The following is a 13,585-nucleotide window of genomic DNA, read 5'->3' on the forward strand; positions in this document are numbered from 1 at the left end:
AGCACTGCGGGTGATGAATCGTGGAACTCAGGCAGCTGGAGTACTTCCTCGCGGTCGCCGACGAATGTCATTTCACGAGGGCCGCGCGCCGGATGCACGTGTCCCAGTCGGGCCTCTCGGCGTCGATCCGGGCGCTGGAGATCGAGCTCGGCGCGCCGCTGTTCCTGCGCACCACCCGCCAGGTCGAGCTGACCCAGGCCGGACGGGCGCTGCTGCCCGAAGCTCGGCGCGCTCTCACCAGCGTCGAGTCGGCGAGGGACGCCGTCGCCGCCGTGCAGGGGCTGCTGCGCGGCACGTTGTCGGTCGGCAGCCTGCAGTGTCTGCACGTGGTGCACCTGCCCGCGGTGCTGGCGCGCTTCCACGAGATCCACCCCGGCGTGGAGATCAGGATGCGCCAGTCCGGCAACGCCGAACTGGTCGAGGAGGTCCGCGCGGGCCGGCTCGACCTCGCGTTCGTCACGCGTCAGCCGAAGATGGCCGACGACCTGCGAGTGTCCACTTTGGCCAGCGAACCGCTGGTGCTCGCGTGCGCGCCGGAAAGCCCTTTCGCCACCAGGCAATCAGTTGAGCTGAAGGAGCTCGCCGGTCAGCCGTTCGTCGACTTCAACGCCGACTGGGGCACCCGCGACGAGGTCGACCGCATGCTCACCGCGGCCGGGGTCGAGCGGCACGTCGCCGTCGAGGTCAACGACGTGCACTCGCTCCTGGACTTCGTCGGGTTCGGCCTCGGTGTCGCGCTGGTCCCGCAGTCATTCGCCGTGAAGACCGACAGCGCCTGCTTCGTCGGCCTTCGCGGGGACCTTCCCGTTGCCGAGACCGTCGCCGTCACCGGGAACACCGTCAGCGCCGCCGCGAGCGTCCTGCTCGACATGGTCGCGGAGGCCAAGTCCGGCCGTCTCCGTGCTGCCGGTTAGCTGCCAACCGGGCGCGGGTATGCGGAACTCGGTGTTCGGCTGGACGTTCAGCTCGCCGATCTGGTGTGCGGGCGGGTGGTCGGACGCGTGGAAGAACCTGCCGACCGAGGCGCCTGACAGCTCGACCTCGTGGGCGAGCACGGCTTCCTGGAACGAGATTCCGCCTTCGAACCTGGCCTCGTTGAGCTCCAGCCTGCCCAGGAACCTCGCACCGGAGAACAGCGCCGGCTTGAGCACGTGGACTTTGCGAAATCTCGTGATGCCGTAGAACTGCGCTCGCCGTGCGGTGAGCCAGTTGATGCGCCGCCCGTCCAGCGAGAAGTACTCCAGGCTGGCGTCCGTCAGGTCGAGGTCGTAGTGCACGTCATCGTCGTGGTCGCCCCACGACAACGTGTCCTTGATCAGCCGCTGCGCCGTCAACCGCACCTGGTGCTCCAGCCGGATCTCCTGCGCCACCTCGGAATCGGCCCGGTTCGGGTCGTCGGCCTGGACTTTGTAGGCGGGGTGGTCGAACGGTCGCCGCAGGTAGGCGCACAGCACGTCGAGCACGGTCTGCCGGTAGCGCGGCGTGGACCTCGCGAGCCACGCCAACGCGTGCATCGCGCCCACCCGCACCTGGTCCGCCTCGTTGCCCAGCAGTTCGACCGAGCGCGCGAACCGCTCGTCCGCGACCTTCTCGCTCTCCAGGCTGTGCCGTGCCTCCTCCACCTTGCGGCGGCGATCGTTGAGCCACAGCGCGTACAACGCCACGACCGCGCCACCCGCGACACCGGCGGTTTTCACGATCTCCACCGCGGGTGCGTGCACCAGGTACAGCGCGACTCCGGTACCCGCCGTGACGACCAGAGCTGCCAGCACCGCCGCGAGCCATGCCCACCGCACGTCAGTTCCTCCACGCTTCGGGCAGATCGGCTTCCACCGCGAACGTACAGCCGTCGGCCTTCACGTCCGCCCACTCCGAGCCCTTGAACTTGGTCTCGCCCAGGAACTTCGACTCGGTCAGCACCGCGAGCCCGCGCGCCTTGAACCGGCTGAACCACGCCTTGCCGCGGACCTCGGTGTGGTGCATGTAGAACCGGCCGGTCGCCTCGACCTCGGTCAGGTACACGTCGCCGTGGATCACCATGTGGTGGAACGCGTTGGCCTCGTTGAGCTGCGCGACCCGCATGACGAGGTCGCCGACGTGCCGGTACGACAGGTCCATGTACTCCAGGTGCGCCTTCGTGAGGTTCAGGTCGTACTGGACCGGGTCCTTCTCCTCGACGCGCGGCAGCAGGTCCTCGATGAGCCGTTGCGAGGTGAGACGGACCTCCAACTCGATCTCGTTCCGCTCGGCGTCGAAGTCCTCCAGTTCGTCCTCGTTGTGCTTGAACGGCCGGCGCAGGTAGGCGCACAGGATGTCGAGCACGGTCTGCGTGTACTCGACCCTCGACTTCGCCAGCCCGGCGAGTGCGTGCATCGCACCCACGCGAACCTGCGCCGCGTCGTGTCCCAGCAGCTCCACGGCGCGCGCGAACCGTTCGTCGGCCACTCGGGACCTGTCGTGCTCGATTCGCTGGCTCTCGAGCTCCTGGCGGGCCTCTTCGACCTTGCGCCGCCGGTCGTTGAGCCACAGCGCGTAGAGCGCCACGATCGCGCCGCCCGCGAGGCCACCGGTCTTGATGGCCTCGTGCTTCGGCGCGCTGGGGTCGATGAGCAGCAACACGCCGCCGACCAGCACGAACGCTGCCAGCGACGCGAGCACGGTGGGCAGCAGCAAACTTTTCCTCACGAGGTCCGCATTCTGCCAAGCGGCGGGTGCATGATGGGCGTGAACGGTCCGGACGCGAACGAGGTGAGCGGGTGGAGCGGCCGAACTGGGCGCCGGGGGACATCGACCTGGAACGGCCGAGCGTCGCGCGCGTGTACGACTACCTGCTGGGCGGCGCGCACAACTTCGCCGCCGATCGGGCGGTCGCCCAGAAGACCCTCGAGATGATGCCCGACGTGCGCACCGGCGCCCTGCAGCACCGCGCGTTCCTCCGCCGCGCCGTGCGCTACCTGCTGGGCAGGGGCGTCCGGCAGTTCCTCGACCTGGGTTCCGGCATTCCGACCGTGGGCAACGTGCACGAGATCGCCCAGGCGGCCGACCCCGCCGCCAAGGTCGTCTACGTCGACCTGGACTCGGTCGCGGTCGCGCACAGCCGTTCGCTGCTCGACGGCAACGAACGGGTGAGAGTGCTCCAGGCCGACGTCCGCGATCCGGCGACGGTGTTCGCCTCGCCGGAGGTGAACGACCTGCTCGACCTGAACGAGCCGATCGCGGTGCTGATGGTCGCGGTGCTCCACTTCGTGTCGGACGACGAGGACCCGCAGGGCATCCTCGCCGGTTATCGCGACCGTCTCGCTCCCGGTAGCTTCCTCGCGCTGTCCCAGGCCGGCTTCGAGGCGCACGAGGTAACACCTGAGATCCGTGCGGCGCGCAGCGTCTACGAACGCAGTGTCACGCGGACGACGTTGCGCAACAGTGCCGAGTTCACCAGGTTGTTCGCAGGATTCGACCTGGTGGAACCCGGTGTGGTGCGCCTGCCGCAGTGGCACGCGGAGGCTCCGGACGACGAGGGCATCGCGGGCAGGGCTTTCCCGGGCTTCTGCGCTGTGGGCCGGAAGGCTTGGAGATGACTCCGCACGGCGACCGCCCGTATGCTGCGCGTTCGTGGCGTTAGGGCCGAACAGATGACCGAACGGGTTGACCACCGGGTGCGTGACGACCGCTCTCCTTTGGACCCGGCCGTTTTGGCCGGTGCCGAGTCGTTCGCGCGCAGCTGGGCCACGGCCGTGATCGGGTCGAGCTACGTGCCGATGACCCGTGCCGAGGTGGCGCAGCACCTCCAGGACCTCACCGAGATGCTCGTCGAGGCGCTGTTCGCGAGCCCGTTCCGCACGGCACCCGGCTACGAGATCGGCACCCGGCTGGTCGACGCGCACTTCACCGGCACGGACACGCTGGGCCGCACGGTCCAGCTGCTCGGCGACGACCTGCTGGCCGAGCTGGGCCACCCCGGTGACGACCGCCTGCAGTCCCGTCTGGCGGCTCTGCAGGGCGCGCTGGCAGCCGGGTACGCCCGCGCACTGCGGGAACGCACGCTCGCCGAGCAGGAGGCGATCAGGGCGGCCGTCCTGGACGCCCGTGACCAGGCGGAAGCGATGCTGCGGGCGTCGGAGGCCCGGTTTCGCGCGATGTTCACCGAGGCCGCGATCGGCATCGGCATCGCGGACATCGAGGGCCGGATACTGGACGTCAACCAGGCCCTGCAGGACATGCTCGGGTTCAGCGTCGAGGAGATGCGCCAGTACAACGTGCGCGACCTCATGCACCCGGAGGACGCGGGCAGCGTGTGGCGGCTCTACGACCAGCTCATCGCGGGCGAGTGCGACCACTACCGCGCCGAGAAGCGCTTCCACCGCGCCGACGGCGAGCAGGTGTGGACGCACCTGACGCTGTCGCTGGTCCGCGACGACCACGGCGAGCCGCAGTACCAGGTCGCGATGATCGAGGACGTCACCGACCGCCACCTGCTGCAGAACCGCCTGCGCTACCAGGCGTTGCACGACCCGCTGACCGGCCTGCCGAACCGCGCGCTGTTCCTCGAGCGCCTCGGCCGGGTGTTCAACAATCGCGCGAAGCACGTGCGCGCGGGCTTGTGCTACCTCGACCTGGACGGCTTCAAGGTCATCAACGACTCGCTGGGCCACGACATCGGAGATCAGCTCCTCGTCGAGGTCGGCCGAAGACTCGATCATTCGGTGTCCGGTGAGGGCAAGCTGGTCGCGCGCATGGGCGGCGACGAGTTCGTGATCCTGGTCGAGGCCTCGGCCGGTGAGCAGGACATCGTCGACGTGGCGGACCGGGTGCTGACCGAGCTGGAGGCCCCGATCCGCATCGCCGGCCACGAGCTGTCGGTGTCGGCCTCCATCGGCATCGTCGAACGCCAGCTGTCCGGCACCACGTCCGCCGACCTGATGCGGGACGCGGACATCACGCTGTACTGGGCCAAAGCCGATGGCAAGGCGCGCTGGGCGCTCTACGACCCGGAGCGCAACGCCCGCGAGGTGGCCAGGTTCACGTTGTCGGCGACGATGCCGCGCGCCCTGGAACGCGGCGAGTTCTACGTCGAGTACCAGCCGCTGGTGCGGCTGGAGGACTCCACGCTAACCGGCGTCGAGGCCCTGGTGCGCTGGCAGCACCCGGAGTTCGGGCGTCTGGCCCCCGACCGCTTCATCGAGCTGGCCGAGGAGACCGGCCTCATCGTCCCGTTAGGACGGTGGGTGTTGCGCAAGGCCTGCGAGGAGGCTCGGCGCTGGCTGGTCGAGTTCGGCGACGCGGCCCCGTTCGTGTCGGTGAACCTGGCCGTGCGCCAGTCCCGCGACCCCGAGCTGGTCCGCGACGTCAAGCGCATCCTCGACGAGTGCGCGCTGCCCCCGCACCACCTGCAGCTGGAGCTCACCGAGTCGGCGATCATGGGCACCGCCGACGAGCCGCTGGAAGCGCTGCGGGCGTTGTGCGACATGGGTGTGCGCATCGCCATCGACGACTTCGGCACCGGCTACTCGAACCTGGCGTACTTGAAGCACCTGCCCGTGCACGAGCTGAAGATCGCCGGCTCGTTCATGGAGGGGCTGCGGGCCGAGCACGAGGAAGACCCGGTCGACTCGCAGATCGTGGCGACGTTGGTGCAGCTCGCGCACGCGTTGGGGCTGGGCGTCACGGCCGAGGGTGTGGAAACGCCCGCTCAGGCCGCGCGGCTGCTCAGGCTCGGGTGCGACACCGGCCAAGGGTGGTTCTTCGCCCGCCCCGGCCCGCCCGAGAACATCGACAGCCTCCTGCGTGGTGATCTCTAGCTCGGGGAACTCCGAAGGCCATGAAGTCATTGGCCCTGGTGGTGTTCCTGCTCGTGATGATGACCCCGGTCGCCCGCGCTGCCGCCGACGTCGTGCCGCTGCCCGCCGACAAGCAGGGCTTCGGGACCGCGCGGTCCGCGGCCAGTCCGGTGTGGTTCACGCTCGGCCACCAGGGCCTGTCCGAGATCTTCTTCCCGGATCTCAGCACGCCCGCCACTCGCGAGACGCGGCTCCTGGTCGACGGAAAGCCAGGTCAGGCCTACACCGAACCCGCCGACGACCGGTCGCTCACCTTCCGGCAACGGCTGCGCGGCGACGGCTGGCAGGCCGAGATCACCTACGTCACCGACCCTCAACGCGCTGCTGTGCTGGCGGATGTGACGGTCTCGGCTCGGCGGCCGGTCAGGTTGTCGGTCGAGCACGTGCCGATGAAGGGCTCCAGCAACGTGGTGAGCACGTTGCCGACTCAGCCGGTGCGGCACGCGCACGGCACGTTCGCGGTCGGGTTCGGCGAGGGCGTCGCCCAGGCCGCGCTGGATCGCGGGTTCGACAGGACCGCGCGGGAGTACACCCGGGGCTGGCACGCGTACCTGGACGGGTTGCGCAGGCCGAAGTCGGCGGACCGCGAGCTCTACGACATGTCCGTCATGGTGCTGGCCGCGAGCGAGGACAAGCGCAACCCCGGCGCGCTGATCGCGTCGCCGAGCTTCCCGTGGGCGTTCGGGTTCGACCGCGACCTCGCGCCGGAGCTCGGCCCGTACGCGCTGGTGTGGCCGCGCGACCTGTACCACGTGGCAACGGCGATGATCGCGGCCGGCGATCGTGGCGTCGCCTTGCGCGCGTTGGACTTCATGCTTCACAAGCAGCAGCAACCGGACGGCCATCTGCCGCAGAACACGCGTGTCGACGGCACCCCGTTCTGGAAGAGCGTGCAGCTGGACGAGACGGCGGCGCCGATGCTGCTGGCCTGGCACCTGAACCAGCGCGACAAGTCCACAATGGACTCGCTGCGTCGAGCCGCCGACTACCTGCTGAGCTACCCGAACGCGCCGTTCAGCGAGCAGGAGCGCTGGGAGAACCAGAGCGGCTACTCACCCGCCACGATCGCCTCGGCCGTCGCCGGCCTGGTGTGCTTCGCGGACCTGTTGCAGCGCAACGGTGAGAACGCGGACAAGTACCTCAAGGCCGCCGACGAGTGGCAGGACAAGGTGGAGAGCTGGACCGCGACCAGCACCGGCCCGTACGAGCCCAAGCCGTACTACCTGCGGCTCACCAAGGACGGAAATCCGAACGCGGGCACTAAGTACAACCTCGGCGACAACAACCCGGCCGACATCGACCAGCGCGCCGTCGTCGACCCGAGCTTCCTGGAGCTGGTCCGGCTCGGCGTCAAACGCGCCGACGACCCGGTCATCCGCAACACCGTCGCCGTGGTCGACCAGCAGTTGAAGGAACAGGGCTACTGGCACCGGTTCACTCAGGACGGCTACGGCGAAACGGCGGACGGCAGGCCGTGGAACATCAACTGGCCGACGCCGACCCGGACGTACGGCAGGCTCTGGCCGTTGTTGAGCGGCGAACGCGGCGAGTACGAGCTGCTCCTCAACGACAAGTCCAGTGCCGCCAGGCGCCTCGACCAGATCGCGAAGACCGCCAACAGCGGCCGCATGCTGCCCGAACAGGTGTGGGGTGGCCGCGGAACCACCTCGGCCACCCCACTCGCCTGGACGCACGCGCAGTACGTGCGGCTGGCGTGGTCGCTGGACGCGGGCCGTCCCGTGGAACGACCCGCCGTCGTCGCGAACCGCTACTCGACTACTTAGAGGACCTCTTGGACACGTTGTGGCCGGAGACCTCGACGACCGGCTGGGCACCGCCCAGGTCGGACGCGCGGTACTCGGCCCTGATCGTCTGGGTCTCACCGGGGAACAACGTGACGTAGTTGTCCGTCCAGTCGACCGGCAGCACCTCGGCGCCGCCCTCACCCTTGCGCAGTGACGCCCGCAGGAAGAACGCCACGGAGGTGCCGGTGTTCTTGATGGTCACGTGCGTGGCCTGCCTGCCGTCGGTGCCCGGCGTCGTGGCCGTGGACACCGACACCTGGCCCGCCTTCAAGGAGCTCAACGACTTCAGGTCCGTGTACGCGGACTGCGGCGTGTAGTACCAGTCGCCGCCGCTGTAGTTCAGCGTGTCCGCCTTGGTGGACAGCCAGTACACGTTGCGGTCGATCTCCTTGCCGGAGGAGTCCTTGAGCAGCAACCGCACGAAGTACGCGGTGGACAGCCCCGAGGGTTGCGGCACGGTGCCGACCCGCACGGAACCGTTGGCCTTGGCCGGAACCGGGCGCGTCTCGTTCGCCTTCTGCGTGCCGTCGGCGTTGAAGACGGTCACCTGGAGGCTGAGGCCGTCCTGCGCCTGCAGACCCATGTTCACGACGGCGAGCGACTTGTCGTCGTAGGAGTACTGCGCGTGCAGGGCCTTGTTGCCGGTCTTGGCACCGAAGTACGAACCCGCGGTCGCGAGGTTGTAGTTGTAGAGGTGCCAGTAGAGCTTGGGCCACGGGTCGTTCTGCATCCAGTAGATGACGCCCTGCGCCTGGTTCGCGCCGGTGTCGGAGAAGTCGCGGCCGAACGCCTCGAACTGCGCGCGGTTCGTCTCGTACTGCTGCAGCTGGGCCTTCTTCACGAAGTCGTTGACGTCAGAAGGCTTGCCGTAGCGGTTGTCCAGCGCCGTGCCCCAGAAGCCGAGCTTGCTGAACGTGCCCGACGGGGACAGGTGGTACTGAGAGGCGTTGTAGTCGGTCAGCTTGTTGATCTCGGAGGAGCTGAGGAACTTCTTCAGCTCGTCCATCTCCGGGATCGCCGGGCCGGGGCCGATCTCCGACGCGAAGCCCGCCGAGCCGCCCTTTTGGTTGTTGTACCAGTAGACCGGCGGCTCCCACCAGTACGGGCCGTCCATCTTCATGCCCGAGTCACCGAGCTGCGGGGAGCTGCGGCGAGCGGCCGCCGTGACGATCGGGGTCTGCCAGTCGGCGCGCTTCAACGCGTCCAGGTAGATCTTCTCGACGGCGGCCACCGGGGCCTCGTCCGAGCCGATCAGGAACGTGAACACGCTGGGGTGGTTTCGGATCCGTTTGGCCTCGCCCTCGGCGGACGCGCCCGCGACCTTCTTGTCCTCCGCGGAGTAGCTGCCGGTGCTCTGCCACTTCGAGCAGCACTCCCAGCCGGTCATGATCAGGATGCCCATGCGGTCGGCCATGTCGTAGATCTCGTCGTTCTCGGGCTTGCCCTCGAGACGGATCGTGTTGAGGCCCATGGACTTCGTCAGCATCATCTCGTCGGCGATCTTCTGCACGTTGGTGCGCAGGAAGAGGTCCGACGCCCAGCCGCCGCCGCGGATCAGGATCGGCTTGCCGTTGATCTGGTACTGGATGTTGCCGCTGACCATCTTCGAGGTGACCTCGCGGATGCCGAACGTCGTCTTCTGCTCGTCCGACTTGGCACCGGAGACCGTCGCGGTCGCCGTCGCGTCGTACAGCGGTTGCGCGCCCATCTGGAACGGCCACCAGACCTGCGGGTTGCTGACGTTCAGCGTGAACGTGACGGTCTTGGTCTCGTTCGCGGCCAGGCTCACGTTCTGGCTGTAGTTCTGGCCCGCGGCACTGCCGGCGACGGTCGTGGTGACCGCGCTGCCGGTGTTGTTGCGCGCGTCGACCTTCACGGTGACCGCGGCGCTGTTCAGATTCGGCAGCGGCAGGTCGGTCGTGACGTGCAGGCCGCGCAACGAGACCTGGTTGCTCGCGACCAGGTCGATGTCGCGCCAGATGCCCTGGTTGCGGTCGGGCGGGAGCTGGGACCAGTCGATGAAGTGGATCACCAGGTCCTTGGCGGGGTCGGACGGCGAGGCCTTGATGGCCAGCGCGTTGTCGCCCTTGCGCAGCAAGCTGGTGACGTTGAACTCGAAGGTCGGGTAGGCGCCGATCACCGTGTCGGTGCCCGCGACCTTCTTGCCGTTCAGCCAGATCTCACCGCGGGAGATGATGCCGCCGTTGAGCTTGAGGAACGTGTTGACGCCCGGCTGCGGGTCGGCCTGGAAGGTCTTGCGGTACCACCACGGGACCTGGAAGTCCGAGCGGCTGGCCTTCTTCAGGTTGTCCGAGTAGTTGACGTCGCCGTACTTGTTGTTCGCGATCAGGCCGGCCATGACCGTCGATCGCGCGGGCACGGAGAGCCAGCCGGAGTCCGAATAGGTCGGCGCGGAGATCACGTCGCCGGCCTGGGTGGCGGTCTTGCTGGTCTGCATCCGCCAGTCGGGGATGGTGGAGACGGATCCGGGGCTGGCGGCCACCTTGAGCGCCGCTCCCGTGCCGGGCACGGGACCCGCGTTGGCTGATGTGGCTGGCACGAACAGGGCCAGACCCACCGCCGCCACGACCAGGGTCGGTAGTGGTCGGTTGCGCAGCATGTCGCTCCTCGACGCATCGGGGCGGCGGCGCTTCGGGGTATCGTAAAGAAGGTTTCCTTTTTGTGAGGTCACCGGCAATGCGCCTTATGGGTGACACGGGCCACGTCAATCGCAACACTCCGTGCGCGGCGATCCGATACGTTGGCCGTCATGCTTCGACTTGCCGTCCCGTTCGTGCTGGCAGCGGTCCTGACCGGGTGTTCTTCGACCCAGCCGGGGACGCCCACGGCGGGGAACCAGACCGGTGGGACGCCGACGACCGGAACTTCTGCCGGGACTGCCCCCGTGGACAGGCCCAAGGCCGTCGATATGAAGACCCTCGACCCGTGCTCGCTGTACACGCCCGAGGTGAAGGCCGCCCTCGGCGTCAGGATCGTGACGCCCCGCGATCCTCTGGCCGAGTACGGCGAGGGCAGCAAGACCTGCACCAACACCTATGAGGACCGCACGTACATCTCCGCCATCTACACGCTGGTCAACGGCGGTGTGGATCGGCTCAAGAGGACGACCAGCGAGACCGAGCTCACGCCGGTGCAGATCGCCGGCTACCCGGCCTACCTCAACAAGGTCCCGCAGGCGGGGCTCGGCCCCGGCTGCGACATCTACATCGATGCGCACGACGGGCAGTTGTTGCTGGTCGACGCCATTGGCGACACCAAGTCCACGATGGACGCGACCTGCGAGCAGGCGAAGAAGTTCGCCAACGCAGTAGGTGCCGTGCTCGCGACCAAATGACGAGTTGAGTAGAACTACGCGCCTTGTACCGGGAACCGGTCACTCGCGTCATGCATCAGAGCTAAAGTCGTTCCAAATGCACACGCGGCCCATCCCTGGGGGCCGTATCTGAGGAGGGTGTGCCGTGTATCTCGCGGATGGCGGTGGAGGTGGCGTGTCCACACCTGCCGAGTTCGGTCAGCGCAAGCTGAAGGTGGACCCGTCTGCCATTCCGGAAGCAAGAAAGGCCTTCGAGCACGCGCTCGACGAGTTCGACGCCAAGATCAGGCGGGCAGTGGTCGAGCTGCCGACGAAGCCCTGGGCGCACGACCCGATCAGCAGTGAGACGTCGAAGGCCTTCAACGAGCAGACCTCAGGCAAGGCGATCGCAGCGCTGAACGTCTACCGCGAGCAGCTCGTCGGTGTGATCAGCCAGCTGAAGATGATCGAGGAGCAGTACCGCAAGGTCGAGGGCGACAACACGGCCATGTGGGGCAAGCACAACCGGGACCTGGGCTGAGGGGGGAGCTGACCGATGACTGAGCACCGCTATCAGGGGTACGCCCACCCCGAGCTGTACGAAATGATCAACTCCGGGCCTGGCGTCTCCGCCTCCATCCCGGTGGAACGCGGCTGGAAGACCATCAAGGACACGCTGGCCCAGATCGACGGCGACCTGCACGCGGCGCTGACCAAGATGGGCGCGGGCTGGGAGTCCGAAGCCGCCGAGTCCGCCGGTGCCGCGCTGTCGCCGCTGGCGGAGTGGGCCGGATACGCCGAGCAGGGCTCGGGCACCATGGAGAGCTCCGCGCGCCTGCAGGGCGAGTTCATCGCCGACGCGCGCAAGAAGATGCCCGAGGTCGTCCCGGTCACCACCGAGAAGCCCGGCATCCTGGACATGGCCGTCGGCGCGATGACCGGTCCGGTCGGCATGGCGCACGTCGTCGGCCAGCAGATGGACCACGAGAAGCAGGAAGCCGCCGCGGACAACGCCGCAGCCCAGGCCGTCAAGGTCATGGAGGACTACCAGTCGGACAGCCGCTGGAACTCCTCGACGCTCGGCGAGTTCCCGGAGCCGCCGCAGGTCGTGATCGACACGCCGCCTCCCGGCCAGACCGGCACCGAGAACACCCACGCCGGCTACAGCTCGACGGGTACGCACACGCCATCGGGCAACACGACCACCTCGCCGTCGTGGACGACGCCGTCGCCGACGACTCAGCAGCACGTCTCGCAGGCGTGGACGCCGCCGCCGGCCACCGACACCACGCACGTGTCGTGGACGCAGCCCACTCCTCCGCCGTCGATTCCGACTCCTCCGCCGACGAACCTGCCGCACCCGACTCCGACGCCCACGCCGACCCCGACGCCTGGCGGACCCGTGTTCACCCGGCCGACCACGAGCGGCACCAGCGGTGTCCGCGGTGGTGGCGGCGCCGGTGGCGTTCGCGGTGGTCAGCTCGGTGGCGGCAAGGCGTTCGGCCCGATGTCCGGCTCGCTCGGCTCGTCGTCGGGTCAGGGCTCGCTGAAGCCCGGCTCCATGCCCGGCATGGGTTCCGGTCCCGAAGGCATGCGCGGCGGGGCCATGGGCTCCGGTGCGGGTGCCGGCAAGGGCGGAGCCGCTGGTACGGGCGCGGGTGGCGCGCACGGCCAGAAGGGCGAGGGCGAGGACGACCTCGAGCACAAGTCCGCCGACTACCTGGTCGAGACCGACGACGTGTTCGGTGACGAGCGCATGGTCGCGCCGCCGGTCATCGGAGGCTTCTCGGAGTGAGCCTGTTCGGCGCTCCGGCGGAGAGAGAGCCGATCACTCTCTCCGCCGAGGAGTTCGACGTGGTGTGGGAACGGATGAACGCCGGCCCGATGCCGCTCGTTCTGAAGGTTCCCACGCCCGGTAAGACGCGGGACGAGCGCATTCAGCTCGAGAACCGCGTCTACCAGCAGTTGGACTACCGGCGCCTGGGCAACTCGCGTGGTCTCTCGTCCGAGCTGGACGGGTTGCTGCGCATGTTCGTCAAGCCCGAGCGGGAGGCGGACGGCCGCCTCTGGCTCGGCCACAGCGTGCGCGTCCTCGCCGTCGCGAACGGTGACTGGGGCGCGCTCGCGACGTTGCGCGACGACCAGCTGACGTTCCAGCCGTGGGCCGGCTCCGGGCTCGCCTCGGCCGTGCTGTCCGTGCTGCCCTCGCACCCCTCCGGAACTGGCCTTTCGGTGACGCTGCCGAGCGCGGACATCGAGAAGGCGATCTCCCAGACCGACGGCTCGCCGAAGTCGATGGAGGCCGCGTTCCGGGGCGTCGGCCTGCGCGAGGCCGACGCGAAGGCGCTGGTGCAGATGTTCACCGGTCTCGTGCACACCGGGAACTTCGGCGCGGCGGCCAGGGACAAGTACGGCAAGCGCTGGCGGCCCGATCGCGTGGTCGCGTTCTTCGACACCGAAGAGGGTCGCTACCTGCAGCAACGCCGTTCGTCGAACGGTCAGCCGCCGTGGAGCACGTTCACGCCGACCGACGTCCGCCGGATGATGCACCAGGTGGACGAGCTGATCGCGGAAGCAGTTCGTTCCGCGGGCGGCCCGAGTCTGGTTTGATCTGACCACCGCCGCCGTGGCCA

At 68.4% G+C, this 13,585-nt stretch carries 10 protein-coding genes and 1 pseudogene; 8 read left to right on the forward strand and 3 right to left on the reverse strand.

The features are described from left to right. Positions 1–20: 20 nt before the first annotated feature. A pseudogene (locus tag ABZ345_RS03950) lies at positions 21–824 on the forward strand (LysR family transcriptional regulator); the annotation flags it as partial. On the opposite strand, the gene ABZ345_RS03955 reads toward ABZ345_RS03950, so the two are convergent. Both ABZ345_RS03955 and ABZ345_RS03960 read right to left on the reverse strand, forming a co-directional pair. Further along, complete coding sequence (locus ABZ345_RS03955; protein WP_359842664.1) at positions 750–1,796, reverse strand: pentapeptide repeat-containing protein; 1,047 nt, start codon at positions 1,794–1,796, stop codon at positions 750–752. The pseudogene ABZ345_RS03950 and the gene ABZ345_RS03955 sit on opposite strands and share 75 nt — an antisense overlap. A gap of 1 nt (position 1,797) precedes the next feature. Continuing rightward, positions 1,798–2,685 carry a pentapeptide repeat-containing protein gene (locus ABZ345_RS03960; RefSeq protein WP_359842666.1) on the reverse strand — a complete coding sequence of 296 codons (888 nt, stop codon included), beginning with the start codon at positions 2,683–2,685 and terminating at the stop codon, positions 1,798–1,800. Positions 2,686–2,756: 71 nt separating this feature from the next. Between ABZ345_RS03960 and ABZ345_RS03965 the strand changes: the two genes are divergently transcribed. From ABZ345_RS03965 to ABZ345_RS03975, 3 genes are read left to right on the forward strand one after another with little or no spacing between them, the layout of a single operon-like run. Next, positions 2,757–3,575, forward strand: a complete 819-nt coding sequence (locus ABZ345_RS03965; protein WP_359842668.1) for an SAM-dependent methyltransferase — start codon at positions 2,757–2,759, stop codon at positions 3,573–3,575. Positions 3,576–3,629: 54 nt separating this feature from the next. Continuing rightward, positions 3,630–5,795 (forward strand): EAL domain-containing protein, encoded by a 2,166-nt coding sequence (locus tag ABZ345_RS03970; RefSeq protein ID WP_359842670.1) that lies wholly within the window; start codon positions 3,630–3,632, stop codon positions 5,793–5,795. Positions 5,796–5,815: 20 nt separating this feature from the next. Then, entirely contained in the window at positions 5,816–7,618 is a 1,803-nt protein-coding gene (locus ABZ345_RS03975; RefSeq protein WP_359842672.1) for a glycoside hydrolase family 15 protein, read from the forward strand. Here ABZ345_RS03975 and ABZ345_RS03980 read toward each other — a convergent pair. Then, positions 7,611–10,259, reverse strand: coding sequence for a glycoside hydrolase family 2 TIM barrel-domain containing protein (locus ABZ345_RS03980; protein WP_359842673.1), 2,649 nt, complete (start codon positions 10,257–10,259; stop codon positions 7,611–7,613). The two genes, ABZ345_RS03975 and ABZ345_RS03980, sit on opposite strands and share 8 nt — an antisense overlap. Before the next feature lie 150 nt (positions 10,260–10,409). On the opposite strand from ABZ345_RS03980, the gene ABZ345_RS03985 reads away from it, so the two are divergent. The 4 genes from ABZ345_RS03985 to ABZ345_RS04000 all read left to right on the forward strand — a co-directional run bounded on the left by ABZ345_RS03985 (position 10,410) and on the right by ABZ345_RS04000 (position 13,562). Further along, complete coding sequence (locus ABZ345_RS03985; RefSeq protein WP_359842675.1) at positions 10,410–10,994, forward strand: DUF3558 domain-containing protein; 585 nt, start codon at positions 10,410–10,412, stop codon at positions 10,992–10,994. A 154-nt stretch (positions 10,995–11,148) separates the two neighbouring features. Next, positions 11,149–11,493: a transcriptional regulator gene (locus tag ABZ345_RS03990; RefSeq protein ID WP_359842677.1), complete on the forward strand. Its 345-nt coding sequence runs from the start codon at positions 11,149–11,151 to the stop codon at positions 11,491–11,493. Between the two features lie 15 nt (positions 11,494–11,508). Next, positions 11,509–12,747 carry a PPE domain-containing protein gene (locus tag ABZ345_RS03995; RefSeq protein ID WP_359842679.1) on the forward strand — a complete coding sequence of 413 codons (1,239 nt, stop codon included), beginning with the start codon at positions 11,509–11,511 and terminating at the stop codon, positions 12,745–12,747. Further along, positions 12,744–13,562: an ESX secretion-associated protein EspG gene (locus ABZ345_RS04000; protein WP_359842681.1), complete on the forward strand. Its 819-nt coding sequence runs from the start codon at positions 12,744–12,746 to the stop codon at positions 13,560–13,562. Before ABZ345_RS03995 ends, ABZ345_RS04000 begins: the two co-directional genes overlap by 4 nt. Positions 13,563–13,585 lie beyond the last annotated feature (23 nt).

The organism is Lentzea sp. NPDC005914, assembly GCF_040629405.1.
Classification (GTDB): domain Bacteria; phylum Actinomycetota; class Actinomycetes; order Mycobacteriales; family Pseudonocardiaceae; genus Lentzea.

Excerpts from the sequence above, each read along its gene's own strand:
- ABZ345_RS03970 (WP_359842670.1), top strand. The coding sequence starts at position 3,630 with ATGACCGAACGGGTTGACCACCGGGTGCGTGACGACCGCTCTCCTTTG.
- ABZ345_RS03980 (WP_359842673.1), bottom strand. The coding sequence starts at position 10,259 with ATGCTGCGCAACCGACCACTACCGACCCTGGTCGTGGCGGCGGTGGGT.
- ABZ345_RS03995 (WP_359842679.1), top strand. The coding sequence starts at position 11,509 with ATGACTGAGCACCGCTATCAGGGGTACGCCCACCCCGAGCTGTACGAA.
- ABZ345_RS03975 (WP_359842672.1), top strand. The coding sequence starts at position 5,816 with ATGAAGTCATTGGCCCTGGTGGTGTTCCTGCTCGTGATGATGACCCCG.
- ABZ345_RS03985 (WP_359842675.1), top strand. The coding sequence starts at position 10,410 with ATGCTTCGACTTGCCGTCCCGTTCGTGCTGGCAGCGGTCCTGACCGGG.